23 protein-coding genes, 6 tRNA genes and 1 pseudogene are annotated in these 24,091 nt (G+C 39.9%); 15 read left to right on the plus strand and 15 right to left on the minus strand.

The features are described 5' to 3' along the window. Nucleotides 1–14: 14 nt before the first annotated feature. The gene (gene yjgA, locus EL215_RS06230; RefSeq protein WP_126470921.1) at nucleotides 15–551 is read right to left on the minus strand and encodes a ribosome biogenesis factor YjgA; all 537 of its coding nucleotides are present in this window, start codon (nucleotides 549–551) and stop codon (nucleotides 15–17) included. A gap of 88 nt (nucleotides 552–639) precedes the next feature. Between yjgA and pmbA the strand changes: the two are divergent. After that, nucleotides 640–1,994 (plus strand): annotated as a pseudogene (gene pmbA, locus EL215_RS06235) (metalloprotease PmbA). Nucleotides 1,995–2,197: 203 nt separating this feature from the next. Next, nucleotides 2,198–2,737 carry a hypoxanthine phosphoribosyltransferase gene (hpt, locus tag EL215_RS06240; RefSeq protein ID WP_049356711.1) on the plus strand — a complete coding sequence of 180 codons (540 nt, stop codon included), beginning with the start codon at nucleotides 2,198–2,200 and terminating at the stop codon, nucleotides 2,735–2,737. A gap of 91 nt (nucleotides 2,738–2,828) precedes the next feature. Here the strand turns inward: hpt and der are convergent, their stop codons facing one another. The 4 genes from der to dnaQ all read right to left on the minus strand — a co-directional run bounded on the left by der (nucleotide 2,829) and on the right by dnaQ (nucleotide 5,490). Continuing rightward, nucleotides 2,829–4,349, minus strand: a complete 1,521-nt coding sequence (gene der, locus EL215_RS06245; protein WP_126470922.1) for a ribosome biogenesis GTPase Der — start codon at nucleotides 4,347–4,349, stop codon at nucleotides 2,829–2,831. Nucleotides 4,350–4,460: 111 nt separating this feature from the next. Then, nucleotides 4,461–4,537 (minus strand) — tRNA-Asp (locus EL215_RS06250). Nucleotides 4,538–4,564: 27 nt separating this feature from the next. Further along, a tRNA-Asp gene (locus tag EL215_RS06255) sits at nucleotides 4,565–4,641 on the minus strand. A gap of 87 nt (nucleotides 4,642–4,728) precedes the next feature. Continuing rightward, nucleotides 4,729–5,490, minus strand: coding sequence for a DNA polymerase III subunit epsilon (gene dnaQ / locus EL215_RS06260; RefSeq protein ID WP_126470923.1), 762 nt, complete (start codon nucleotides 5,488–5,490; stop codon nucleotides 4,729–4,731). A gap of 59 nt (nucleotides 5,491–5,549) precedes the next feature. Between dnaQ and rnhA the strand changes: the two genes are divergently transcribed. Continuing rightward, nucleotides 5,550–6,011: a ribonuclease HI gene (gene rnhA / locus EL215_RS06265; RefSeq protein ID WP_126470924.1), complete on the plus strand. Its 462-nt coding sequence runs from the start codon at nucleotides 5,550–5,552 to the stop codon at nucleotides 6,009–6,011. Between the two features lie 24 nt (nucleotides 6,012–6,035). On the opposite strand, the gene tesB is transcribed toward rnhA, so the two are convergent. The 4 genes from tesB to EL215_RS06285 form a co-directional block, all read right to left on the minus strand. Further along, nucleotides 6,036–6,896, minus strand: a complete 861-nt coding sequence (tesB, locus tag EL215_RS06270) for an acyl-CoA thioesterase II (RefSeq protein WP_126470925.1) — start codon at nucleotides 6,894–6,896, stop codon at nucleotides 6,036–6,038. Between the two features lie 57 nt (nucleotides 6,897–6,953). Then, nucleotides 6,954–8,045 (minus strand): redox-regulated ATPase YchF, encoded by a 1,092-nt coding sequence (gene ychF / locus EL215_RS06275; protein ID WP_126470927.1) that lies wholly within the window; start codon nucleotides 8,043–8,045, stop codon nucleotides 6,954–6,956. A gap of 67 nt (nucleotides 8,046–8,112) precedes the next feature. Next, entirely contained in the window at nucleotides 8,113–8,697 is a 585-nt protein-coding gene (pth, locus tag EL215_RS06280; RefSeq protein WP_049355808.1) for an aminoacyl-tRNA hydrolase, read from the minus strand. Between the two features lie 60 nt (nucleotides 8,698–8,757). Next, nucleotides 8,758–9,174 (minus strand): EamA family transporter, encoded by a 417-nt coding sequence (locus EL215_RS06285; protein ID WP_049355807.1) that lies wholly within the window; start codon nucleotides 9,172–9,174, stop codon nucleotides 8,758–8,760. 81 nt (nucleotides 9,175–9,255) lie between these two features. On the opposite strand from EL215_RS06285, the gene EL215_RS06290 reads away from it, so the two are divergent. The 6 genes from EL215_RS06290 to miaB all read left to right on the plus strand — a co-directional run bounded on the left by EL215_RS06290 (nucleotide 9,256) and on the right by miaB (nucleotide 15,309). Continuing rightward, a complete protein-coding gene (locus tag EL215_RS06290) occupies nucleotides 9,256–9,582 on the plus strand; it encodes an RnfH family protein (protein ID WP_049355806.1) in 327 nt (108 codons plus the stop codon). 3 nt (nucleotides 9,583–9,585) lie between these two features. Then, nucleotides 9,586–10,797: a ribosomal protein uL16 3-hydroxylase gene (locus tag EL215_RS06295; protein ID WP_049355805.1), complete on the plus strand. Its 1,212-nt coding sequence runs from the start codon at nucleotides 9,586–9,588 to the stop codon at nucleotides 10,795–10,797. Further along, nucleotides 10,797–12,116: an exodeoxyribonuclease VII large subunit gene (gene xseA / locus EL215_RS06300; protein ID WP_126470929.1), complete on the plus strand. Its 1,320-nt coding sequence runs from the start codon at nucleotides 10,797–10,799 to the stop codon at nucleotides 12,114–12,116. Before EL215_RS06295 ends, xseA begins: the two co-directional genes overlap by 1 nt. Nucleotides 12,117–12,276: 160 nt before the next feature. After that, complete coding sequence (gene nudF, locus EL215_RS06305; protein ID WP_126472020.1) at nucleotides 12,277–12,900, plus strand: ADP-ribose diphosphatase; 624 nt, start codon at nucleotides 12,277–12,279, stop codon at nucleotides 12,898–12,900. A gap of 7 nt (nucleotides 12,901–12,907) precedes the next feature. Next, nucleotides 12,908–13,732 carry a 3',5'-cyclic-AMP phosphodiesterase gene (cpdA, locus tag EL215_RS06310; protein ID WP_126470931.1) on the plus strand — a complete coding sequence of 275 codons (825 nt, stop codon included), beginning with the start codon at nucleotides 12,908–12,910 and terminating at the stop codon, nucleotides 13,730–13,732. A gap of 152 nt (nucleotides 13,733–13,884) precedes the next feature. Continuing rightward, a complete protein-coding gene (gene miaB / locus EL215_RS06315) occupies nucleotides 13,885–15,309 on the plus strand; it encodes a tRNA (N6-isopentenyl adenosine(37)-C2)-methylthiotransferase MiaB (protein ID WP_126470933.1) in 1,425 nt (474 codons plus the stop codon). 136 nt (nucleotides 15,310–15,445) lie between these two features. On the opposite strand, the gene EL215_RS06320 is transcribed toward miaB, so the two are convergent. From EL215_RS06320 to EL215_RS06340, 5 genes are all read right to left on the minus strand, one after another. Further along, a tRNA-Lys gene (locus EL215_RS06320) sits at nucleotides 15,446–15,521 on the minus strand. 50 nt (nucleotides 15,522–15,571) lie between these two features. Then, nucleotides 15,572–15,658: transfer RNA gene (locus tag EL215_RS06325), tRNA-Leu, on the minus strand. A gap of 4 nt (nucleotides 15,659–15,662) precedes the next feature. Then, nucleotides 15,663–15,738 (minus strand) — tRNA-Gly (locus EL215_RS06330). 154 nt (nucleotides 15,739–15,892) lie between these two features. Further along, entirely contained in the window at nucleotides 15,893–16,450 is a 558-nt protein-coding gene (gene pgsA, locus EL215_RS06335) for a CDP-diacylglycerol--glycerol-3-phosphate 3-phosphatidyltransferase (protein ID WP_126470935.1), read from the minus strand. Nucleotides 16,451–16,542: 92 nt separating this feature from the next. Beyond that, nucleotides 16,543–17,145: a peroxiredoxin C gene (locus EL215_RS06340; RefSeq protein ID WP_126470937.1), complete on the minus strand. Its 603-nt coding sequence runs from the start codon at nucleotides 17,143–17,145 to the stop codon at nucleotides 16,543–16,545. A gap of 140 nt (nucleotides 17,146–17,285) precedes the next feature. Between EL215_RS06340 and metC the strand changes: the two genes are divergently transcribed. The 3 genes from metC (at nucleotide 17,286) to EL215_RS06355 (ending at nucleotide 20,502) form a co-directional block, all read left to right on the plus strand. Beyond that, nucleotides 17,286–18,476: a cystathionine beta-lyase gene (gene metC, locus EL215_RS06345; RefSeq protein ID WP_126470939.1), complete on the plus strand. Its 1,191-nt coding sequence runs from the start codon at nucleotides 17,286–17,288 to the stop codon at nucleotides 18,474–18,476. Between the two features lie 91 nt (nucleotides 18,477–18,567). Further along, complete coding sequence (gene mpl, locus EL215_RS06350) at nucleotides 18,568–19,923, plus strand: UDP-N-acetylmuramate:L-alanyl-gamma-D-glutamyl-meso-diaminopimelate ligase (protein WP_126470941.1); 1,356 nt, start codon at nucleotides 18,568–18,570, stop codon at nucleotides 19,921–19,923. A 72-nt stretch (nucleotides 19,924–19,995) separates the two neighbouring features. Beyond that, nucleotides 19,996–20,502, plus strand: coding sequence for a DUF2301 domain-containing membrane protein (locus EL215_RS06355; RefSeq protein WP_126470943.1), 507 nt, complete (start codon nucleotides 19,996–19,998; stop codon nucleotides 20,500–20,502). Nucleotides 20,503–20,615: 113 nt separating this feature from the next. Here EL215_RS06355 and EL215_RS06360 read toward each other — a convergent pair. Beyond that, nucleotides 20,616–20,692 (minus strand) — tRNA-Met (locus EL215_RS06360). A gap of 193 nt (nucleotides 20,693–20,885) precedes the next feature. On the opposite strand from EL215_RS06360, the gene mltA reads away from it, so the two are divergent. The 3 genes from mltA to znuA all read left to right on the plus strand — a co-directional run bounded on the left by mltA (nucleotide 20,886) and on the right by znuA (nucleotide 23,987). Continuing rightward, nucleotides 20,886–22,013 carry a murein transglycosylase A gene (mltA, locus tag EL215_RS06365; RefSeq protein WP_126470945.1) on the plus strand — a complete coding sequence of 376 codons (1,128 nt, stop codon included), beginning with the start codon at nucleotides 20,886–20,888 and terminating at the stop codon, nucleotides 22,011–22,013. Then, a complete protein-coding gene (tcdA, locus tag EL215_RS06370; RefSeq protein ID WP_164757059.1) occupies nucleotides 22,013–22,774 on the plus strand; it encodes a tRNA cyclic N6-threonylcarbamoyladenosine(37) synthase TcdA in 762 nt (253 codons plus the stop codon). Before mltA ends, tcdA begins: the two co-directional genes overlap by 1 nt. Nucleotides 22,775–22,940: 166 nt before the next feature. Further along, nucleotides 22,941–23,987 carry a zinc ABC transporter substrate-binding protein ZnuA gene (gene znuA, locus EL215_RS06375; protein ID WP_126470949.1) on the plus strand — a complete coding sequence of 349 codons (1,047 nt, stop codon included), beginning with the start codon at nucleotides 22,941–22,943 and terminating at the stop codon, nucleotides 23,985–23,987. Nucleotides 23,988–24,091 lie beyond the last annotated feature (104 nt).

The following is a 24,091-nucleotide window of genomic DNA, read 5'->3' on the forward strand; positions in this document are numbered from 1 at the left end:
AAAATAGCCGTATTTTAGTTTTCTAAAATGAGTGTTTTTAAGATCTGATAAATCTCGCGATAAGCTTTTGACGGCTTATTTTGTTCCTTCTCTTTCTGTGCTGCACGAATCAAATTACGTAATTGTTGGCGATCTGCAGAAGGATGCTCATTTAACAAATCAGTCAGTGCTGCATCACCTTTCGCAACTAATTCATCACGTAAGATTTCCAACTTATGCAGCATCGCTTGTTGTTGATTATGTTTGTTTTCAATTTTTTCTAACGCTTCACGAATAGGCTCAGCATCAATTGAGCGTAAGAGCTTACCGATATATTGTAATTGGCGACGACGCGCCTCTTTTTGCAGGCGTTGCGCTAATTCAATAGCATCTTTCAAGCTATCGTCTAGTGGAACCTTAGTCAGATTTGCTTTGGTTAAGTTCACCAATTTCTCGCCGAGTTGTTTTAAATCCTCAGCGTCGCGTTTGATTTCACTTTTACTTACCCAAATAATCTCTTCTTGATCTGCATCTTCCCAATCAAAGGCTTCTTTTTTCTTACGTTTTGCCATTCTATTACCTTATGAAAAATTTGGTGCATTTTAGCATAAACTTTCAAAATAAGATAAAATGGCGCAAATTTTTAATAGGATTATCATCATGAAAACAGCAGAAAATTTAACCGCACTTTTAAAATCTCAAGAGCAAACATTGCGTGATGCAGTCAGTTTTGCGATTGAAACTGCACAGAAAGCGGGAGCCACCGCTGAAGTTGGTGTGACAAAAGTGAGTGGTTTATCAGTTTCAACTCGTCTGCAAGAGATTGAAAATGTTGAATTTACTAATGATGGGGCATTAGGTATTTCTGTTTATTTAGGTCAACAAAAAGGCAATGCATCCACCTCAGATTTAAGCGAAGAAGCCATTAAAAATACTGTTGAAGCAGCGCTTGCTATTGCAAAATATACCTCGCCGGATGATTGCACAGGGCTAGCGGATAAAGAACTAATGGCTTTTGAAGTGCCTGATTTAGCGCTTTATCATGAGGCAAGTATCGATGTCGAACAGGCTACAAAATTAGCTTTAGAAGCTGAAAAATCAGCGTTGGAATACGATGATAAAATTGTGAATAGTAACGGCGCAAGTTTTAATTCGTATACCGGTGTTCGTGTTTATGGTAATACACATGGCATGCTACAAAGTTACTTATCTAGTCGTTATTCTTTATCTTGTTCGGTGATTGGTGGCGAGCTAGATCAACTTGAAAATGACTACGAATATACGGTTTCACGTGAGTTTGATGCTCTTTCTTCAGCGGATTGGGTAGGACAGAATTGTGCAAAAAAAGTGATTGCGCGTTTAAATCCACAAAAATTAACGACACGTGAAGTACCCGTGATTTTCTTAAATGATGTGGCAACAGGATTAATCTCTCATTTAACGGGAGCGATTAGTGGCGGCAGCTTATATCGTCAATCCAGTTTCTTGCTCGATCATCTTGGAAAACAAGTGTTGCCAGATTGGTTCCAAATTAGTGAGCGTCCGCATTTGTTAAAACGTTTAGCCTCCACACCTTTTGACAGCGAAGGAGTTCGTACACAGGATCTTGAAATTATTCAAGATGGCGTATTGCAAACCTATTTGCTCACCAGTTACAGCGGTAGAAAAATGGGCATGCAAAGTACCGGTCATGCTGGCGGTATCCATAACTGGCTCGTGAAACCAAATTTAACGGGCGGATTGACCGCACTTTTACGTCAAATGGGCACCGGTTTATTGGTGACAGATGTCATGGGGCAAGGCGTAAATATTGTGACGGGAGATTATTCCCGTGGCGCAGCAGGCTTCTGGGTGGAGAATGGCGAGATTCAATATCCAGTTGCTGAAATTACGATTGCTGGCCAATTGCAGGATATGTTAAAAATATTGTGGCAGTAGCAGATGATATTGAACATCGATCTAATATCCAAACAGGTTCAATCTTGTTAGATAAGATGAAAATTTCAGGAAATTAATGAACTCCTTAAAAATGATAATAATTCTTATTGACATGTAATTTCTTTCTGCTATTATACGCACATCTGTTTAGCAGCGATTGCAGATTGCTCCAACAGGTAGAGTAGAAAGTAAATTCGTTAGGGTTAAAAAGGCTGAAGGTTTAAACTTCAGCCTTTTTTATTGTAGAATACGCAAACGATTAGATTAAAAAGGAAAGACCATGAAAAAACACCACGTTGATATTATGATTTCAGAAGCGGATGTCCGTAGTCGCATAGCTGAACTTGGCGAGGAAATTACGCATTTTTATCAACAAAAAGCCATTGATAAACTGATTATTGTTGGGCTTTTACGTGGTTCATTTATGTTTATGGCCGATCTGGTGCGTGAATTAAAATTACCGGTAGAAGTAGAGTTTATGACGACTTCAAGTTATGGTAGCGGGATGACGAGTAATCACGATGTGAAAATTACGAAAGATCTTGAAGGTGATATTCGTAATGAACACGTGCTAATTGTTGAGGATATTATTGATACAGGTTATACCCTCGAAAAAGTACGTGGCATTTTAAATTTACGCGATCCTGCAAGCTTGGCGATTTGTACCTTATTAGATAAACCTTCTCGCCGAGAAGTGGAAGTACCGGTTGAATGGATTGGTTTTTCTATTCCGGATGAATTTGTTGTCGGATATGGTATTGATTACGCGCAACGTTATCGTAATCTAGGCTATATTGGCAAAGTGGTTATAGACGAATAATTTATTTTTCAATAAAAAGAGCAGTCAAAATGATCTGCACCCCAAAAGTTGGATACCTATTTTGAGGTGCAGATTACTTTGTTTGTTAAGATTAGCGTTTCGCTTTTTTGATAAACTTCATTAAACGTTTACGTTTACGTAATTGGTTTGGTGTGAGTTTATTTTTTCTACCCGCGAATGGGTTTGAACCTTCTTGGAATAGCAAGCGGATTGGCGAACCAATAATTTTCAAACTCTTACGATAATAATTAGATAAATAACGTTTGTATGAATCCGGTAATTTATCCATTTGGTTACCATGCACCACGATAATTGGTGGATTATAGCCACCTGGGTGAGCGTATTTTAATTTAATACGACGGCCGCCAATCATTGGTGGTTGATGCTCATCCGTTGCCATTTGTAAAATACGGGTGAGAAGGGACGTCGTCATTTTTTGCGTCGCACAAGCATAAGCTTCTTTAATCGAATCAAAAAGATTACCCACGCCACTGCCGTGTAAAGCAGAAATAAAATGCACACGGGCAAAGTCGATGAAATCAAGACGGCGATCTAATTCAGATTTGACGCGATCTTTCACATCTTGATCTAAGCCGTCCCATTTATTCACGACGATCACGAGTGAGCGTCCTGCATTTAAGATAAAGCCAAGTAGAGAGAGATCTTGGTCTGAAATATTTTCACGCGCATCAATTGTGAGTAATACCACGTTTGCATCTTGAATCGCTTGTAACGTTTTAATAACAGAGAATTTCTCAACGGCTAAATGCACTTTACCACGTTTACGCACACCCGCTGTATCAATTAAGGTGTATTGTTGCCCATCGCGTTCCATTGGAATGTAGATACTGTCGCGTGTTGTGCCTGGCATATCGTAAACCACCACGCGATCTTCACCTAAAATACGATTGGTTAATGTCGATTTACCAACGTTTGGACGGCCTACAATCGCAATTTTGATATTTTTATCTTGTTCTTCTTCAAGCTCTTCGTCTAATGCGTCATCAATTAATGACGTATCTTCCTCTGAATCGAAGTCAAATTCGTGATCCCATTCATCTTTTTCTTCTTCATCAGAAGTGCGGTCATTTTCTGCTTCGTTTTCTTGTAATTTTTCCGCTAAAGGTGCAAGTACTTGCTCCATTAATTGAGTCACGCCACGGCCTTGTGATGCGGCGATTTGTTCAATTTCACCTAAGCCTAATTGATAAAATTCTGCACAGTGTGAGTCTGCATCAATACCGTCAGTTTTATTTGCTACAACCACGGTTGTTTTATTAGTGCGTTGGCGTAAGTAATTGGCAATGCCAATGTCTGCAGCCGTTAAACCTGCACGCGCATCCACTAAGAAAAGCACTACATCGGCTTCTTCAATCGCTAATAAGGATTGTTCCGCCATTTTTTCTTCAACACCTTCTTCTGTGCCATCAATACCGCCGGTATCGATCACAATGAAATCATAGCCTGAAATACTAGCATGGCCGTATTTACGATCTCGAGTTAAACCAGGGAAGTTTGCGACAAGCGCATCACGAGTACGAGTTAAACGGTTGAATAGGGTAGATTTGCCTACGTTTGGGCGACCCACTAAGGCAACGACAGGAGTTGTCATAAAAATATCTCTTTAAAGTGTAAATTTGGTTAATTATAGCGAATGTTGGCTGGCAGGTAAAATTCGGGCATAAAAAAAGCACCTTCTGGTGCTTCATTATCTCGGCTTAATTGGCGGAATGGACGGGACTCGAACCCGCGACCCCCTGCGTGACAGGCAGGTATTCTAACCAGCTGAACTACCACTCCGTGAGTATATTAAGACAAGTTTTAAATTGGCGGAATGGACGGGACTCGAACCCGCGACCCCCTGCGTGACAGGCAGGTATTCTAACCAGCTGAACTACCACTCCGTTAAGTGGTCGCTATAATAATCATGAACAGAAGAACCGTCAATCTTTTTTTTCTTTTTTATGCTTATCTGATTAATAGATAAACGATTAGTGCTGCTTTTCTTCGCTATTACGCAGTGACCAAAAACATTTACCATCACTTTTTTTATTAATCATTTTGATTAATTCTAAGTGTGCTTGTAATTCATCATTATTTGGGTGAAGCACTTTTAAAGTATTCGAGAAATTGACGGCATGTTGAATATTTTGTGTTGTTGATATGGTTTGAATAATCGGTGTTTCAACAACTTCTTCATCAAATAAACTGGTTTGTCCACCCGTCATCGACAAATAAACGTCGGCCAAAATTTCCGCATCCAGTAAAGCACCGTGTAGTGTTCGTTTGCTGTTATCAATGCCTAAACGATCACACAACGCATCTAAGCTATTACGTTTTCCCGGGTACATTTGGCGTGCCATTTGCAGCGTATCGGTGACGAGGCAAATGTCGGTCGTTTTGATATCTAACCCGAGTTTACGGAATTCATAATCCATAAAGCCCACATCGAAGGGCGCATTATGAATCAGCAGTTCGGCACCACGAATGTATTCAATAAACTCTTGTGCTACCGTTTTGAAATCCGGTTTATCCGCCAGCATTTCATCCGTAATACCGTGAACTTTAATGGCATCGGGATCAACCAAACGATCCGGCTTAATATAAATGTGAAAATTATTGCCCGTGTATTTACGGTTGATCATTTCCACTGCACCAATTTCAATAATGCAATGTCCTTCGTAATGTGCACCAATTTGGTTCATACCAGTGGTTTCAGTATCCAGTACAATTTGGCGATCCGGATTTATCATTGTTCTACCTATTTGTTTCCTTTAAAATACCGTCTATTTTACACAAGCTCGAATTAGTTATGCAAAAACAGATTGAAATTTTTACGGATGGATCTTGCCTCGGCAATCCGGGAGCCGGTGGCATAGGGATTGTCCTGCGCTATAAACAGCACGAAAAACATATTTCAAAAGGGTATTTCAAAACCACCAATAATCGCATGGAATTACGAGCAGTGATTGAGGCTTTAAATAGCTTAAAAGAGCCTTGCCATGTGACGCTTTATAGCGATAGCCAATATATGAAAAATGGCATCACACAATGGATTTACAATTGGAAGAAAAACAATTGGAAAGCCAGCGCGGGCAAAGCAGTAAAAAATCAGGATTTATGGATTGCGTTAGATCAGGCGATTCAAACCCATAACATTGATTGGCAGTGGGTGAAAGGCCATTCAGGTCATCGTGAAAATGAAATTTGTGATGAATTAGCCAAACAAGGCGCAGAAAATCCGACCTTCGAAGATATCGGTTACGAAGGCTAGTCTGCACCTTATTTTAAAGTGCGGTTATTCTTGATAACGAATTAACCCTTCCTGCTGTGTAGTGGCAATTAATGTACCATCTGTAGCAAAAATTTGTCCTCTTGCTAAACCTCGTCCCGCAAAAGCATTGTTACTTTCAATGGCATGTAAATGCCAATTATTTAAATTGAAAGGGCGGTGAAACCAAATACTGTGGTCGATTGTAGCCACTTTCATCCCTTTCTGTAAAAAGCCTTTCCCATGTGGGTGAAGTGCGGTCAAAATACAGTGGAAATCAGAAAAATACGCTAAGAGACATTGTTGCGTCTGCAAATCCAGTGGTGCTTCTCCATTGGTTTTAAACCAAGCATATTGTTCTGGGGGCAGTTTTCGCCCATCAAATGGATTGTTCAAATATTGGCTATGAATCTGAAATGGTCGCTCTTGAGCAAATTTTTCACTCAAGCTTTCGGGCAAAGTCTGTGCCACTTTTAACATGATTTCATGTTCATCAATGCATTGTTCAGGGCCTGGAACTTGTGGCATGGCTGATTGATGATCAAAGCCTTCTTCAGGTACTTGAAATGATGCGGTGACGTGGCAAATCACATTTTTATGTTGAATGGCTTTTACGCGTAATGCAGAGAAGTTGCGTCCTTCACGTAAAGTTTCCACATCATAAATAATCGGGTATTGACTGTCGCCAGGCGCTAAAAAGTAAGCATGGCAAGAATGGAGTACACGCTCCGCAGGGGCAACTTGCATCGCGGCAGAAAGAGATTGCGCTACAACCTGACCGCCAAACACTTGGCGAAAACCTAAGTCTTCACTCGCACCACGAAAGATAAGATCATCAATTTTTTCTAATTTTAGCAATTTGATGAGTTGATTTAATTTATCCGACATTGTTTTTTCCTTTTCTAAATACAAAAAGACCGCATAGTTATGCGGTCTGAAACGTTTTTATACGTTAAAGCGGAAGTGCATGACATCGCCATCTTGCACGATGTAGTCTTTACCTTCTAAGCGCCATTTACCTGCTTCTTTTGCTCCGTTTTCACCTTTGAATTGGATGAAGTCATCGTAAGCAATTACTTCTGCACGGATGAAGCCTTTTTCAAAGTCTGTATGGATGACAGCTGCTGCTTTAGGGGCGGTTGCACCCACAGAAACTGTCCATGCGCGCACTTCTTTCACACCCGCAGTGAAGTAGGTTTGAAGATTTAATAAGGCATAACCCGCACGAATTACACGGTTTAAGCCGGGTTCTTCAATACCAAGATCTTGTAAGAATTCGATTTTTTCATCATCATCAAGTTCAGCAATTTCTGCTTCAATCGCCGCACATACAGGCACAACAACAGAGCCTTCTTTTTCAGCAAATTCACGTACTTTGTCTAAATATGGGTTATTTTCAAAACCGTCTTCATTCACGTTCGCAATGTACATGGTTGGTTTTAATGTGAGGAAGTTATAGCTTTTAATCGCCAATAATTCATCTTTATCTAACTCAACAGAACGAATCATGCCCGCTTCAGAAAGTACAGGAAGAATTTTTTCCATTACAGACAGCTCAAATTTTGCCTCTTTATCGCCACCTTTTGCACGTTTTTGTAAACGTTGGATTGCACGTTCGCAGCTATCTAAGTCAGCAAGGGCTAATTCGGTATTGATGGTTTCGATATCACTTAATGGATCGATCTTACCCGCAACGTGCACGATGTCGTCGTTTTCAAAACAACGAACAACATGACCAATTGCATCAGTTTCACGGATATTAGCTAGGAATTTATTACCTAAGCCTTCACCTTTACTTGCACCCGCAACCAAACCAGCGATATCCACAAACTCCATGGTGGTGGGTAATACGCGTTCAGGTTTAACAATTTCCGCTAATGCATCTAAACGCGGATCTGGCATTGGTACCACGCCAGTATTCGGTTCGATTGTACAGAACGGATAGTTTGCCGCTTCGATACCGGCTTTGGTTAATGCATTAAAAAGGGTAGATTTACCGACGTTTGGCAAACCAACGATACCACATTTAAATCCCATGATGTTTTCCTTATTGTAAGCGTAAGTGCGGTTAAAATTTATGGTGTTTTTTCACCGCACTTTTGAGTTAAATTTTAAAACTGTTTAAGCGATTGGTGGCTTTCACCATGCCTTCTTTGAAAAGCAGTTCAATGCAATCGCTGGCTTCGTCTAACGCTTTATCGAGCGCTTCTCTTTCTGCCGGCGAGGGTTTGTTAAGTACAAAGCCTGAAACTAAATCGCGGTGTCCAGGATGGCCAATGCCAATGCGTAAACGATAGAAATTGTTGCTGTTACCAAGCTGAGCTACGATATCTTTTAAACCATTATGTCCGCCATGTCCGCCACCTTGTTTTAATTTTACGGTGCCAGGCGGTAAGTCTAATTCATCGTGTAGCACTAAAATTTCTTCTGGTTTGATGCGATAAAAATTAGCAAGTGCGCCTACGGCTTTTCCGCTTAAATTCATAAACGTCGTCGGCACTAAAAAACGGACTTCTTTGCCATTAATTAGTGTTTTTCCTACATAACCGAAGAATTTATTTTCTGCATTAAGCGAAACATTAAAGCGACGAGCTAAACGCTCAATCAGCCATTCACCTGCATTGTGGCGGGTTTCCGCATATTTATCGCCAGGGTTTCCCAGCCCCACGATGAGTTTAATTTCAGACATAGTTTTCTGCTTGAATAAAAATAGTGGCGTATTGTAGCGAAAAAGGGCTAATTTCTCAATCTATAAGGCTAAGACTAAAACACCTGAGAGAATTAATAGACTTCCTATAACTAATTTCATACTTAAAGGTTCACCTAATAAAACTACACCTAAAATAATAGCAATAACCACACTGAGTTTATCAATGGGTGCAACCCAAGAGGCGGGCGCCATTTGCAAGGCACGATAATAACAAAGCCAAGATAGGCCCGTAGCAACACCAGAAAGAATTAAAAAGGTGAGTGGTTTTGCTGCAATATGTTGTGGCAGTTGCCATTCGTTACGTGCGCTAATGATACCCGCTGTAATGAGTAAAACCACAATTGTACGGATAAATGTCGCCAGATTGCTGTTAATGCCTTCAACCCCTAATTTGCCTAAAATGGCGGTAAGTCCAGCGAAAAAGGCTGAACCAATAGCAAAAAATACCCAATTCATGATGTGCTCCTGATTTTATCGTTAATATTGACCGCACTTTTCCGCTATAATAATGGAAAACTCATTAAGACAGAATAAGACATGAAACAAATTAATATTGAAATCGCTTATGCCTTGCCGGATCGCTATTATTTGAAGTCCTTCAAAGTGGATGAAGGCACAATGATTCAAACGGCTATTTTACAATCGGGCATTTTACAACAGTTTACCGAGATCGATTTGCGTGAAAATAAAGTGGGGATTTATTCCCGTCCAGCAAAACTGAACGATCAATTAAAAGATGGCGATCGTATTGAAATTTACCGCCCATTATTAGCCGATCCTAAAGAAATTCGTCGTAAACGTGCAGCAGAGCAAGCCAAAGCCGCACAAGAAAAAGCTCAACAAGAAAAACAGGAAAAGGAGTAAAAAATGATCGCACTTTCCAACCAATATTGTCTGCCTGATGGCATTACCCCTGAAATTTTCCTGCGTGATTATTGGCAGAAAAAACCATTGATTATTCGTAATGGCTTGCCTGAAATTGTTGGCCAATTCGAGCCTGACGATATTATCGAATTAGCACAAGGTGAAGAGGTGACAGCACGTTTAGTGAAAACCTTTTCAGATGATAATTGGAAAGTGTTTTTCAGTCCGTTATCTGAAGAAGATTTTGCAGATGTGCCAGAGAAATGGTCGGTGCTCGTCCAAAATTTAGAGCAATGGAGTACTGAATTAGGTCAGCTTTGGAATAAATTTGGCTTTATCCCACAATGGCAACGCGACGATATTATGGTGTCTTATGCACCTAAAGGCGGTTCCGTTGGTAAGCATTATGACGAATATGATGTATTTTTGGTGCAAGGTTATGGTCATCGCCGTTGGCAGTTAGGTAAATGGTGTGATTCTTCTACAGAATTTAAACCGAATCAGCCGATTCGTATTTTTGATGATATGGGCGAATTGGTGATTGATGAAGTGATGAATCCAGGTGATATTCTTTATATTCCAGCTCGTATGTCGCATTACGGTGTAGCAGAAGATGATTGCTTGACCTTTTCTTTTGGTTTGCGTTATCCGAATTTAGCAGATATTTTCGATAACGTGAATAAAGCGTTTTGTCATCAAGATCCTGAATTGAATTTAAGCGAATTCCAATTACCGTTACGTTTAACGCAAGCAGAGCAGCGTACGGGCAAATTGGCTGATGAAAATATTCAGGCAATGAAAAAGCAATTCTTAGTGAAATTGTCAGAGTCTGAAGCCTTTGATACCTTGTTCAAACAAGCAGTAGCCAGTACAGTGAGCTCACGTCGCTATGAAATGTTGGTATCGGATGAAATGTCCGATCCTGACGAAGTGCGGTCAATTTTAGAAGAGGAACAAGGTGTATTAATGCAGGACAATAACTGCAAATTGCTTTACACCAAAAATCCGCTCCGCATTTATGCTAATGGCGAATGGTTAGATGAAGTGAATGTCATTGAAACGGAAGTGTTGAAACGCCTCTCCGATGGTGAAGCGCTAGATTGGGCATTCTTAAATAATTTAGTGAATGATACAGAAGATCCTGAAAGCACAATGGAATTATTGCTCGATTCGATTTGTAACTGGCTAGATGATGGTTGGGTGTTGATTGAATAATGTCTGAAAACATTTACTCCGTTTCCCAACTGAACAGCGCCGCCCGCCAAATGCTAGAAGGGAATTTTTCACAGATTTGGCTTACAGGAGAGATTTCTAATTTCACTCAACCTGTATCAGGGCATTGGTATTTAACGCTGAAAGATGAAAATGCCCAAGTTCGCGGTGCGATGTTCCGCATGAAAAATTTGCGCGTGGGATTTCGTCCGCAAAATGGTATGCAGGTCTTGGTGTGGGCAAATGTCAGTTTATATGAGCCTCGCGGTGATTATCAGCTGATTATTGAATCCATGCACCCTGCTGGCGAAGGATTATTGCAACAGCAATTTGAAGCGCTCAAAATGAAATTGGCGGCTGAAGGATTGTTTGCACAAAACTTGAAGAAAAGCTTACCGGACTTTGCTAAAGCGGTGGGGATTATTACGTCTTCTACTGGCGCAGCTTTACAAGATATTCTGCATATTTTGGCTCGTCGAGATCCCAGTTTAAAAGTGGTGATTTATCCAACGGCAGTGCAAGGCAAAGAAGCAACGGCTGAAATTGTCCAAATGATTGAACTCGCTAATGCGCGTCAAGAAGTAGATGTATTAATTGTCGGCCGTGGTGGTGGTTCTTTAGAAGATCTTTGGTGCTTTAATGAAGAAGAAGTTGCGCGTGCGATTTTCCGTTCAAATTTACCGATTATCAGTGCAGTTGGTCACGAAACGGATGTTACTATTGCTGATTTTGTGGCAGATTTACGCGCACCGACACCCTCTGCAGCGGCGGAGTTAGTGAGTCGCAATCAGCAGGAATTACTACAACAGTTAGCCTATAAACAACAGCGCTTAGAGATGGCGTTGGATCGTATTTTTAGTCATCAACAACAACGTTTACAACGGTTACGTTTACGCCTGCAAAACCAACATCCGCAAAATCAATTGTTGATGCAGAAAGCCAGAACGGCGCAATTACATCATCGTTTAGTCTTAGCGATGCAGCGCCAAATGGATAAAACGCAGCAAAAATTGACCGCACTTTCAGCGCGCTTAAAACAAAATCCGTTGCCTTATCGATTGCAAAAACAATCACAGTATTTAGCTCAGTTACAAGTGCGGTTAAATTTAGGGGCGAATCGTCAAGTTACGGAACGCCAAAATAAATTAGCGACATTATGTGGCAAGTTAGATGGATTAAGCCCATTAAAAGTATTAGCGCGAGGGTATTCCATCGCGGAAGATGTCAAAGGTCATGCGATTGTGAGTGTAAAACAAGTCAAAACAGGCGACACCATTAAAACGAAGGTGGCAGATGGGGAAATAACCAGCCGCGTTTGTTAATTTAAATAAATTTTTAATGTAAACCTATGATGAATAAGAAATCATCATAGGTTTTCTTTTTTTGTGACCGGCTTCAAAGTTTCAACAAAAAAATAGAGGGTTCAGTTTTTTTTATTTTTTTATGGGAGTATTATGCGACCTCGATACTAGGAGAGTAATGATGTCAGAAATTCAACAGTTTAGTCAGCACGATATAGAAGTTCTTAATGAAGAAACTGTTTATAAAGGTTTTTTTACACTTAAGAAAGTACAGTTTAAACATAAGCTTTTTGCTGGTGGCGAAAGTGGTGTTGTGACACGTGAATTATTAGTCAAAGGTGCTGCTTCTGCAGTGATTGCTTACGATCCGAAAAAAGATGCAGTGGTTTTAGTTGAGCAAGTACGTATTGGTGCATATCAACCTGAATCAGCTCGTTCCCCTTGGTTATTAGAATTGATTGCTGGCATGGTTGAAGAGGGTGAACAACCTGAAGAAGTGGCTTTGCGTGAAAGTGAAGAGGAAGCGGGTGTATCAGTTCAAGATCTTACTCATTGTTTAAGTGTATGGGATAGCCCGGGTGGCGTAGTCGAGCGTATTCATCTGTTTGTCGGTCGAGTAGATAGCTTACAAGCCAAGGGGCTTCATGGTTTAGCTGAAGAAAATGAAGACATCCGTGTTCATGTGGTGAAACGTGAACAAGCCTATCAATGGATGTGTGAAGGTAAAATTGATAATGGCATTGCAGTAATGGGCTTGCAATGGCTTCAATTAAATTACGCCCAATTGCAGCAACGCTGGCAATAGGAGTTTCATGAGCAATACATTTGAATACGAACCCGCGAGTGAAATCGTCAAATTATTACAAATCACCGATCCTCATTTGTTTAAAGATACAAGCAAAGAGTTATTAGGTATCAACACGCACGAAAGCTTTTCTCAGGTGTTAAAAGAAATTCAGGCAGAGTCTTTTAATTATGATGTTGTGCTTGCGACAGGTGATTTGGTACAAGATAGTAGCGACGAAGGTTATCTACGATTTGTTGAAATGGTTAAACCGTTAAATAAGTCAGTATTTTGGCTTCCGGGTAACCATGATTTTCAACCCAAAATGGTTGAGCATTTGAGCCAATCGCCTATTAACGCATCAAAACATTTACTTCTTGGCAAACATTGGCAAGTGATTTTGTTAGATAGCCAAGTTTCCGGTGTGCCTCATGGTGAATTAAGTGCTTATCAGCTAGATTGGTTAAAAATGAAATTAGCGGAAAATCCAGCACGTTATAGTTTAGTCGTCTTACATCACCATCTATTGCCAACGAATTCAGCATGGCTTGATCAGCATAACTTACGTAATGCGCATGAATTCTCAGAGGTTCTGGCTCAATTCAACAATGTAAAAGGGATTTTATACGGTCATATTCATCAAGAAGTCGATGGCTATTGGCAAGGTTATCAAACCATGGCAACACCAGCGACTTGTATTCAATTTAAGCCGGACAGCAACCATTTTGCTTTAGATACCTTACAACCAGGTTGGCGTGAAATTGAGCTATATCCAGATGGGCGAATTGAAACGAGGGTGAAGAGAATCAAACACAAAACGTTCCTGCCAAATATGGAGGAAGAAGGATACTAAACAAAGTGCGGTTAAAATTCAGGTGATTTTAACCGCACTTTTTCTATACCGAAAGGGGTAAAAGTCCATTTTACACTAGCCAGCATTCCCACAAATCTGTACAATAGCCGACCGATTTTATCTTTTTACTAATCTTTATTTTTTTAAGCAATATGACGCAAAAATTACATATTAAAACATGGGGCTGTCAGATGAATGAATACGATTCATCAAAAATGGCCGATCTTCTCTTAAATACACATGGTTTGGAATTAACTGATATTCCAGAAGAAGCCGATGTGTTACTTCTAAATACCTGTTCTATCCGTGAAAAAGCACAAGAAAAAGTGTTCCATCAGTTAGGTCGTTGGAAAGAATTAAAAAAACAAAATCCAAACTTAGTGATTGGTGTGGGCGGTTGTGTGGCTTCACAAGAAGGTGAGCATATTCGTCATCGTGCTCCTTATGTGGATATCGTATTTGGTCCGCAAACTTTACATCGTTTGCCAGAAATGATTAACCAAATCCGTGGTGGTAAAAGTTCGGTGGTGGATGTAAGTTTCCCAGAAATTGAGAAATTTGACCGCTTACCGGAACCTCGCGCAGAAGGTCCAACTGCGTTTGTGTCTATTATGGAAGGTTGTAATAAATATTGTACTTACTGCGTGGTGCCTTATACCCGTGGTGAAGAAGTGAGCCGTCCTGTTGATGACGTATTATTTGAAATTGCGCAGTTAGCTGATCAAGGTGTTCGTGAAATCAATTTATTAGGCCAAAACGTAAACGCATATCGTGGCCCGACATTTGATGGTGGTATCTGTACATTTGCGGAATTATTGCGTTTAGTCGCGTCTATTGACGGTATCGATCGTTTACGTTTTACCACCAGTCACCCAATCGAATTTACTGATGATATTATTGACGTGTATCGAGATACACCTGAATTGGTGGACTTCGTACACTTGCCGGTGCAAGCTGGTTCTGACCGTATTTTAACCATGATGAAACGTGGTCATACCGCGTTAGAATATAAATCGATCATTCGTAAATTACGTGCCGTGCGACCAAATATTCAAATTAGCTCAGATTTCATTGTAGGCTTCCCAGGTGAAACCAATGAAGAGTTTGAACAAACAATGAATCTAATTGCGCAAGTGAATTTTGATATGAGCTTTAGCTTTATCTATTCTGCGCGTCCAGGTACACCTGCAGCAGACATGCCAGATGATGTAACCGAAGAAGAGAAAAAACAACGTCTCTATCTGTTACAAGAGCGTATTAACCAACAAGCGGCACAATATAGTCGTCGAATGCTTGACACAGAGCAACGCGTGTTGGTGGAAGGGCCGTCTAAGAAAGATATTATGGAATTAACAGGACGTACTGAAAACAACCGTATTGTGAATTTCCAAGGCTCACCAGATATGATTGGTAAATTTGTCGATATCAAAATTACCGATGTTTATACTAACTCTCTACGGGGTGATGTCGTGCGTACTGAAGATCAAATGGGATTACGTATTGCACAATCTCCACAAGAAGTGATGAACCGTACTCGTAAAGAAGATGAATTAGGCGTAGGACGTTATCACGGCTAATCATTTAAGAGAATATAGATAAGTAACCGTACGCAAGTGCGGTTATTTTTTATGTGTTTTTTAGAAAAGAGAGTAGGAAAGTCGTTACCCTAAATTTTAGGCATAAAAAAACACCCGTTAAGGCGCTGATTTAAAGTGGTGGGTCGTGAAGGATTCGAACCTTCGACCAACGGATTAAAAGTCCGCTGCTCTACCGACTGAGCTAACGACCCAATTAGATGATTTTAAAGTAAATTTTAAAATCTTTGAATTGGTGTTTAAATGGTGCCCGAAGCCAGACTTGAACTGGCACGCCTCGAAAGGCGAGGGATTTTAAATCCCTTGTGTCTACCGATTCCACCACTCGGGCAAATTGGAGCGGGAAACGAGGCTCGAACTCGCGACCCCGACCTTGGCAAGGTCGTGCTCTACCAACTGAGCTATTCCCGCATTTGCTTGTTGCCAAACAACGAGGCGTATTTTACGGATTTATCTTATTGTGTCAAATAAAATTCGCAAAAAAGTTTTTGATTGGTTAAAAATGGTTCAAAAATAAAAAGTGTGATTAAAATAACCACACCTTTTATTTAAAATTTATCCAATTCTATAATTCAATATTATCTAACAGGCTGCCTTTTGCTGCTTTTAAGTATTGCAGCATTGACCAAACCGTTAAGATTGAAGCCAAATAGAGCAGTACAATTGCTAGCGTTTCCATATAAACATTATATCGCCAGAGTAATCCACCTAAAGCGAGCATTTGAGAGGTTGTTTTCACTTTTCCTAGCCATGAAACAGCTACTTTATTACGCTCACCTAATTCAGCCATCCATTCACGCAAAGCTGAGATAATGATTTCACGTGAAATCATGATAATCGCTGGAATGGTAATCCAGAAAGAATGTTGATATTCCACAATTAATACTAGCGCAGTGATCACCATTACTTTGTCGGCAACGGGATCAAGAAAAGCACCGAAACGCGTTGTTTGTTTTAATTTTCGAGCAAGATAGCCATCAAACCAGTCGGTGACCCCTGCGATAAAGAAAATAAGAGTAGTAATAAAAGGTGCTGAAGGGATAGGCAAATAAAATGCCAAGACGAAGAATGGAATTAAAATCACTCGGAGAATCGTCAGAAAAATAGGAATATTATATTTCATAAAAAAATAACCGCACTTTGGTTAAAGATACGCTCATTCTAAAGGATCTACAAAAATAAAAAAAGCCACTTAGTATGGCTTTTTCTTAAAAGTTAAAGTTTATCAGCGTTTTGTTTCAAGTATTTAGCAACACCTTCAGGGTTATCTTTCATACCTTCTTTACCTTTTTCCCATTGAGCTGGGCAAACTTCGCCGTGTTCTTCGTGGAATTGCAACGCATCTACCATGCGTAACATTTCATCGATGTTACGACCTAATGGTAAATCGTTTACGATTTGGTGACGAACAACACCGTTTTTGTCGATTAAGAATGAAGCACGTAATGCAACACCTTCTTCTGGATGTTCGATACCGTATGCTTTCGCGATCTCATGTTTAACGTCAGCTGCTAATGCATATTTAACTGCACCGATACCGCCGTTTTCAGTTGGGGTATTACGCCATGCGTTGTGAGTAAATTGAGAGTCAATAGATGCACCAACAACTTCAACACCACGTTTTTTGAATTCTTCATAACGGTGGTCGAATGCGATTAACTCAGATGGGCAAACGAAAGTGAAGTCTAATGGGTAGAAGAATAATACCGCTGCTTTACCTTCGATATGTTTTTTGAAATTGAAGTTATCAACGATTTCACCATTGCCTAAAACTGCAGAGGAAGTAAAATCTGGAGCTTGACGAGTTACTAATACCATAGTCATAATTCCTATATAAATGTTAATAAAAATTTTGCGAATGCAAAATTCGGGGAATATTTTAAAAAAATTAACCGCACTTTAACAGCTGTTTTTATCTATTGAATTAATTAATATTGTCTAAGTTATAGGTGAAATATATGTCAGAACATCATACTTTATCAACTACACTGGTTCATGCAGGACGTAAAAAACGTTTTACCCAAGGGGCTGTAAATCCAGTGATCCAACGTGCTTCTTCTTTAGTGTTTAAAACTATTGCAGATAAAAAATATTGCACAAAAAATCGTTACAAGGGAGAGCTTTTCTACGGTCGTCGTGGCACGTTAACTCACTTTGCACTTCAAGATTTAATGTGTGAAATGGAAGGCGGAGCTGGTTGTTATCTTTACCCTTGTGGCGCTGCAGCGGTAACAAATGCAATTTTATCCTTTGTGGAAACAGGCGATCATGTCTTAATGACAGGGGCAGCCTATGAGCCGACACAAGATTTTTGTAATGTAATTTTGAAAAAAATGCATATTGATACGACCTATTATGATCCAATGATAGGCGCAGATGTTGCCAAACTCGTGCAGCCAAATACGAAAGTCTTATTTTTAGAATCTCCAAGTTCTTTAACGATGGAAGTTCCTGATATCCCAGCGATTGTTAAAGCGGTTCGAGCAGTGAGCCCTGAAATCGTCATTATGATCGATAATACATGGGCAGGAGGTGTACTATTCAAAGCGTTAGAGCACGGTATTGATATTTCTATTCAAGCAGGAACGAAATATTTAGTAGGGCATTCTGATATCATGATCGGTACAGCCGTGGCTAATGCACATACTTGGGATAAATTGCGTGAGCATTCTTATTTAATGGGACAAATGGTTGACGCCGATTCCGCTTATACGACAGCACGTGGTATTCGTACCTTAGGTGTGCGATTAAAACAACATCACGAAAGTAGTTTAAAAGTCGCCAAATGGTTAAGTGAACAACCACAAGTTAAAGCAGTGTATCATCCTGCTTTGCCAAGTTGCCCAGGCCATGAAAACTTTAAACGTGATTTTACCGGCGCAAGCGGTTTATTCTCTTTCGAATTACATAAACGTTTAAACGATGAAGAGCTTTCCGCCTTTATGGATCATTTTGATCTTTTCACAATGGCTTATTCTTGGGGCGGGTTTGAATCGCTCATTTTATGCAATCAACCAGAAGAAATTGCAAAAATTCGCCCAGGTATTGAGCGTAAATTAACGGGGTCATTAATTCGTGTGCATATTGGATTTGAAGACACGGATGAATTAATTGCTGATCTTCAAGCGGGCTTTGATAGAATCAAATAAGAAAGAGGGCTGTTTATGTAAACAGCCCTTATTTACTCAATCTTTGAGTTGATTTATCATAGTCAGCATTTTTAGTAAGTAGAGAAGAACAATGAAACATATTCATATTTTAGGCATCTGCGGTACCTTTATGGGTGGTGTTGCGATGATTGCCAAACAAATGGGCTATAAAGTAACGGGTTCCGATACCAATGTTTACCCACCGATGAGCACCTTTTTACAAGAGCAGGGCATTGAGATTATTCCCAATTATGATGTAGCTCAACTTCAGCCTGCGCCAGATATGGTGATTGTCGGAAATGCTATGAAACGTGGTAATCCTTGCGTGGAATATGTTTTGGATAATGCCTTGCCTTACACATCAGGCCCTCAATGGTTACACGACCATTTATTGCGTAATCGTTGGGTATTAGCGGTTTCAGGTACACATGGTAAAACCACAACAACGGGTATGTTGACCTGGATTTTAGAACAAAATGGGTTAAAACCAGGTTTCCTAATCGGTGGGATTGCGGGGAATTTTGGTACCTCTGCTCGTTTAGGGGAAAGTGAGTTCTTCGTGATTGAAGCGGATGAGTACGATACGGCGTTCTTTGATAAACGCTCTAAATTTGTACATTACAATCCGAAAACCTTGATTATTAACAATATTAGCTTCGATCATGCTGATATCTTCGATGATCTTCATGCGATCCAACGTCAATTCCATCATATGATCAGAACCATTCCTTCCACAGGACGCGTTCTTTCTTTTGCAGATGAACAGAGCGTGAAAGAAACTCTCAATATGGGATGTTGGTCAGAACAGCAATTTATCGGTAAAGATAAAGAATGGTTTGCGGAACGTATTACTAATGATTGTTCTGAATTTGCTGTATTCCATCAGGGTAAAAAAGTCGCTGAAGTGAAATGGAATATTGTTGGGCAGCACAATATGCACAATGCTTTAATGGCGATTGCGGCTGCTTACCATGCGGGTGTCAAAATTGAAGATGCATGTCATGCATTGGGCAGCTTTATCAATGCAAAACGTCGTTTAGAAGTGAAGGGGGAAGTAAACGGTATTACGGTTTATGATGACTTCGCTCACCATCCAGAAGCGATTCTGGCGACACTTACTGCATTGCGTGATAAAGTCGGTGGTAGCGTACGTATTCTTGCCGTATTAGAACCTCGTTCAAACACCATGAAAATGGGCGTGCATAAAGATGAAATTGCGCCAGCACTAGGACGTGCAGATGCTGTATTTATGTTACAGCCAGATAATATTCCGTGGGACGTCGCTGAAATTGCGGGACAATGTGTTCAACCTGCATATTACACGGGAAATCTCGATAAATTAGTGGATATGATTGTATCTGAAGCAAAACCAACAGATCACATTCTTGTGATGTCAAATGGTAGCTTTGGCGGTATTCATCAAAAGATTTTAGAGCGATTAAACTAATCTTAGTTTAAAGTGCGGTCAAAAATGAGAGTGTTTTTAACCGCACTTTTATCATCAAAATAAGGAAATAGAATGGCAGATCCACATATTGAATCTCCAATGGATATTTGGGATAAACTCACCGTCATTATTTATCGCACAGGCTTTGTGATTGCGGCATTTAGCATCTTGGCTTTAACTTGGTATCCTCAACAGGCTCAAATTGCCGTGTTGGTTGCGGCAACTTGTTGTGCCTCATCGCTTCATATTTATTTAAAACATTTCCGCTTAACATTTCAATTTGCCACGTGGCTTGCACTCTTATGTGCGCTTTTAGGTTGGCATGAATTAGCGTTAGGTGGTGCATTAGTCACACTGGGTGGTTTATGTTTTAAAGAATACTTCTGTTTTAGAGTTCCGCTATTAAATTTACAACCTGCATTTGTAGCGGCTCTTTGGTTCGCTTGGGTATTTGAAGGTAGTTGGATTGCCCTAATTTTATCATTGATTGTCGGCGGGTTATTATTGATTCTTGCGGTTCAAAAATGGCGAATGCCATTGCACTTTGATATTGGCGATAAGACAAAGTATCAAATCTAATAAGATTGAGTGATAAAGGCATAATGTTTCGCGACATTGTGCTTTTTTATTTCGATTAAATTTACCTTTATTGAAAAACGAAAAAAGCACCGAAATTTCGGTGCTTTGTAATTTGGTTGCGGGGGCCGGATTTGAACCGACGACCTTCGGGTTATGAGCCCGACGAGCTACCAAGCTGCTCCACCCCGCGTCTGATGGCGCATAATATACTCGTTTCAAAAATTATTGCAAGATTTAACCTGAACTTTACTTTCTATTTGTTAAGAAAATAAACAATGTGATTGTTAATTGTTCATTTTGTGAAATAGTGCTAGTCCTAAAAGGGAATTTTTGATAGCGTATGCAATCCTTGTGCTTAGCTAGTTTAATTTAGGAAAATAAGAATGAAATTTCGTCAAAATCTCGCTTTAAAAATTCTCTCTGTAATGGCGGCTGTTTCGGTGCTTGCGTCATGCGGTTCTGCACCAAGTAAAGTCTCTTCAAAAAATAATTCTAGCTTGCCGCGAACAGCAACAGGTGATGATCCTCAAAAATTTGGCGCTAAATATAGCGGTCGAACTTACCAACAAGCTATTTTAAGTCCTGTTGCTTCTGTGGATAACAGAAGTGCGGTTGTAAACCAAGGTGATTTTTTAACACAGCTCTCTAACGTACGTAGCTATTCAAACTCAATTACCAATCGTTTTGCCGCAGGTTATGGCAAAATCACAAACTGGGTGCTTGCAGGGGCGAATGTGAATGAATTAGCACAATATGGTATTACTCCTCAAATTATGAAGGGTTTTGATGGTTATCAAAACGTCTTGATGACAGGTTATTATTCACCGGTTATTCATGCTCGTCGTACTGCACAAGGTCAATATCAACATCCAATTTATGCGATGCCAAGCTATAAACGTTATAGCCGAGCAGAAATTTATAATGGTGCATTGGCAGGACAAGGCTTAGAGCTTGCTTATAGTAATTCAATGATGGATAACTTCTTACTTGGCGTACAGGGTAGTGGTTATGTCGATTACGGCGATGGCAATTTAAATTATTTAGCCTACGCGGGTCAAAATGGTTATAAATATCAAGCAGTTGGTCGTTTATTAGTAGAAGATGGTGAAATTCCAAAAGAAAAAATGTCTATTCAAGCGATTCGTGAATGGGGTAAAGCAAACCCATCTCGTGTACAAGAATTGTTAGAACGCAATCCATCTTATGTTTTCTTTAGAAACGATCCAACAGGTAAGGTGAAAGGTTCTGCGGGTGTGCCTCTTGTGCCAATGGCTTCAGTTGCGTCAGATCGTAATGTCATTCCGTCTGGTAGTGTATTATTGGTCGAGGTGCCTGATATTGATAAGAATGGTAACTGGACAGGTTCACATAAATTACATTTGATGGTAGCACTTGATGTGGGGGGAGCGGTAAAAGGCCATCACTTTGACTTATATCGGGGTATTGGCGATCAAGCGGGTCATATCGCGGGTTTATCAAAACACTATGGACGCGTTTGGGTGTTACAATAATGGCTCGAATCGATAATTACGAACAACGTTTTGGCGGCATTGGTCGCCTTTATACACCAGAAGGCTTGGCGCGTTTGCGTCAGGCTCATGTATGCGTCATTGGTATTGGCGGCGTAGGTTCGTGGGTGGTGGAAGCGCTTGCGCGAAGTGGAGTAGGGCAGATCACCATGATTGATATGGATGACATTTGTGTCACCAATATTAATCGTCAGCTTCCTGCGTTAAGTGGTAATATTGGCAAGCTTAAAACAGAAATGATGGCAGAGCGCGTTAAGCTGATTAACCCAGAATGTGTGGTGAATATTATCGATGATTTCATTTCACCGGATAATCAAGCAGAATATTTAAATCGTGGCTATGATTATGTCATTGATGCCATTGATAATGTGAAAACCAAAGCGGCGATGATCGCCTATTGCAAACGTAATAAAATCAAGATTATTACTATTGGTGGCGCAGGTGGTCAGACAGATCCATCCAAAATCCAAATTGCTGATTTAAGCAAAACGATCCAAGATCCATTATTGGCGAAAGTGCGGTCAGTTTTACGTAAGGATTTTAATTTTACCCAAAATCCACAACGTAAGTTCGCAGTTGATGCTATATTTTCCAGTCAACCTCTGATTTTTCCTAAAATGAGTGAGGGCTGTGAAGTATCCACTACCATGAATTGTGCAAATGGCTTTGGTGCGGCAACCATGATAACCGCAACTTTTGGTTTTTTTGCCGTTTCTCGGGTAATAGATAAGTTATTAAAATAAAGAAATGAAGCAACGTGAAAACGTTGCTTTTTCTTTATGAATAAAAGTATTCAATAAGATGAAGAAATACCACTTCATTTTTTAATATGAAATGTTGCAATTTTATCAAAAAGGCGTAGTCTATATTAGCTTTGAGAATAATTCCCAATAAAGTAAGGAAACAAAAATGAAACAAGTATTAAAAATGAGTGCAATTTCTACCGCACTTTTAACGCTTCCAATGATGGCAAATGCAGATGTATTGACCTCTGTGAAACCCCTCGGTTTTATTACATCGTCTATTGCTAATGGTATAACAGATACGCAAATTTTAGTGCCTGCTGGTGCTTCTCCTCATGATTACAGCTTAAAACTTTCAGATGTACAAAAAGTGAAATCGGCGGATTTAGTGCTTTGGGTTGGTGAAGATATTGATGCTTTCTTAGCAAAACCAATTAGCCAAATTGATAGCAAAAAAGTCATCAATATTTCTGAGATTCCAGAAATTAAACCTCTTTTAAGTAAAGTTCATCATGAGCATTATCATGAGGGGGATGAACACGAGCATGGCCACAGCCATGATCATAAACATGAACATGGGCACGACCATAAACACGAACATGGACACGACCATAAACATGAGCATGGACACGATCATAAACATGAACATGCTCATGAGCATCACGATCACCATCATGATGTAGATGAAAATGGGTTAAGTGTAAACTGGCATTTATGGTATTCACCAGCCATTAGCCAAATTGTGGCACAGAAAGTGGCGGATAAACTCACAGAGCAATATCCAGATAAAAAAGATGTAATTGCTAAAAACTTAGCCGATTTTAATCGCACTTTGACTGAACAAAGTGACAAGATCAAAGCGCAATTAGCCCCACTTAAAGATAAAGGCTTCTTTGTATTCCATGATGCTTATAGCTATTTCAATGATGCTTATGGTTTAAATCAAACCGGTTATTTCACCATTAATCCATTAGTGGCACCAGGTGCAAAAACCATTGCTCACATCAAAGAAGAAATTGAAGAACATCGTGTAAATTGTCTTTTTGCAGAGCCTCAATTCACACCAAAAGTGATTGATACTCTTGCGCAAAGTACAAAAGTCAATGTAGGTCGTTTAGATCCTATTGGCGATAACGTACAGCTTGGCCCAAATTCCTATGCGAATTTCCTTCAAGCGACTGCTGATAGCTATGCTCAATGTTTAAGTAAATAATCAAAATCTCCCCCTAGCCCCCTCTTTACAAAAGAGGGGGAATATTCTTGAAATATCCCCAAACTTAACCGCACTTTCGTGCTATAATCCGCTCAATTTTTCCC

It is taken from the genome of Haemophilus parainfluenzae (assembly GCF_900638025.1).
In the GTDB taxonomy this organism is placed as follows: domain Bacteria; phylum Pseudomonadota; class Gammaproteobacteria; order Enterobacterales; family Pasteurellaceae; genus Haemophilus_D; species Haemophilus_D parainfluenzae_J.

Coding starts and splice junctions, on each gene's coding strand:
- tesB (WP_126470925.1), bottom strand. CDS start 6,896: ATGTCGGATAAATTAAATCAACTCATCAAATTGCTAAAATTAGAAAAA.
- hpt (WP_049356711.1), top strand. CDS start 2,198: ATGAAAAAACACCACGTTGATATTATGATTTCAGAAGCGGATGTCCGT.
- EL215_RS06295 (WP_049355805.1), top strand. CDS start 9,586: ATGATCGCACTTTCCAACCAATATTGTCTGCCTGATGGCATTACCCCT.
- pth (WP_049355808.1), bottom strand. CDS start 8,697: ATGTCTGAAATTAAACTCATCGTGGGGCTGGGAAACCCTGGCGATAAA.
- mltA (WP_126470945.1), top strand. CDS start 20,886: ATGAAATTTCGTCAAAATCTCGCTTTAAAAATTCTCTCTGTAATGGCG.
- miaB (WP_126470933.1), top strand. CDS start 13,885: ATGACGCAAAAATTACATATTAAAACATGGGGCTGTCAGATGAATGAA.
- metC (WP_126470939.1), top strand. CDS start 17,286: ATGTCAGAACATCATACTTTATCAACTACACTGGTTCATGCAGGACGT.
- xseA (WP_126470929.1), top strand. CDS start 10,797: ATGTCTGAAAACATTTACTCCGTTTCCCAACTGAACAGCGCCGCCCGC.
- EL215_RS06285 (WP_049355807.1), bottom strand. CDS start 9,174: ATGAATTGGGTATTTTTTGCTATTGGTTCAGCCTTTTTCGCTGGACTT.
- tcdA (WP_164757059.1), top strand. CDS start 22,013: ATGGCTCGAATCGATAATTACGAACAACGTTTTGGCGGCATTGGTCGC.
- dnaQ (WP_126470923.1), bottom strand. CDS start 5,490: ATGATAAATCCGGATCGCCAAATTGTACTGGATACTGAAACCACTGGT.
- EL215_RS06290 (WP_049355806.1), top strand. CDS start 9,256: ATGAAACAAATTAATATTGAAATCGCTTATGCCTTGCCGGATCGCTAT.
- EL215_RS06340 (WP_126470937.1), bottom strand. CDS start 17,145: ATGGTATTAGTAACTCGTCAAGCTCCAGATTTTACTTCCTCTGCAGTT.
- pgsA (WP_126470935.1), bottom strand. CDS start 16,450: ATGAAATATAATATTCCTATTTTTCTGACGATTCTCCGAGTGATTTTA.
- der (WP_126470922.1), bottom strand. CDS start 4,349: ATGACAACTCCTGTCGTTGCCTTAGTGGGTCGCCCAAACGTAGGCAAA.
- nudF (WP_126472020.1), top strand. CDS start 12,277: ATGTCAGAAATTCAACAGTTTAGTCAGCACGATATAGAAGTTCTTAAT.
- rnhA (WP_126470924.1), top strand. CDS start 5,550: ATGCAAAAACAGATTGAAATTTTTACGGATGGATCTTGCCTCGGCAAT.
- cpdA (WP_126470931.1), top strand. CDS start 12,908: ATGAGCAATACATTTGAATACGAACCCGCGAGTGAAATCGTCAAATTA.
- yjgA (WP_126470921.1), bottom strand. CDS start 551: ATGGCAAAACGTAAGAAAAAAGAAGCCTTTGATTGGGAAGATGCAGAT.
- znuA (WP_126470949.1), top strand. CDS start 22,941: ATGAAACAAGTATTAAAAATGAGTGCAATTTCTACCGCACTTTTAACG.
- EL215_RS06355 (WP_126470943.1), top strand. CDS start 19,996: ATGGCAGATCCACATATTGAATCTCCAATGGATATTTGGGATAAACTC.
- mpl (WP_126470941.1), top strand. CDS start 18,568: ATGAAACATATTCATATTTTAGGCATCTGCGGTACCTTTATGGGTGGT.
- ychF (WP_126470927.1), bottom strand. CDS start 8,045: ATGGGATTTAAATGTGGTATCGTTGGTTTGCCAAACGTCGGTAAATCT.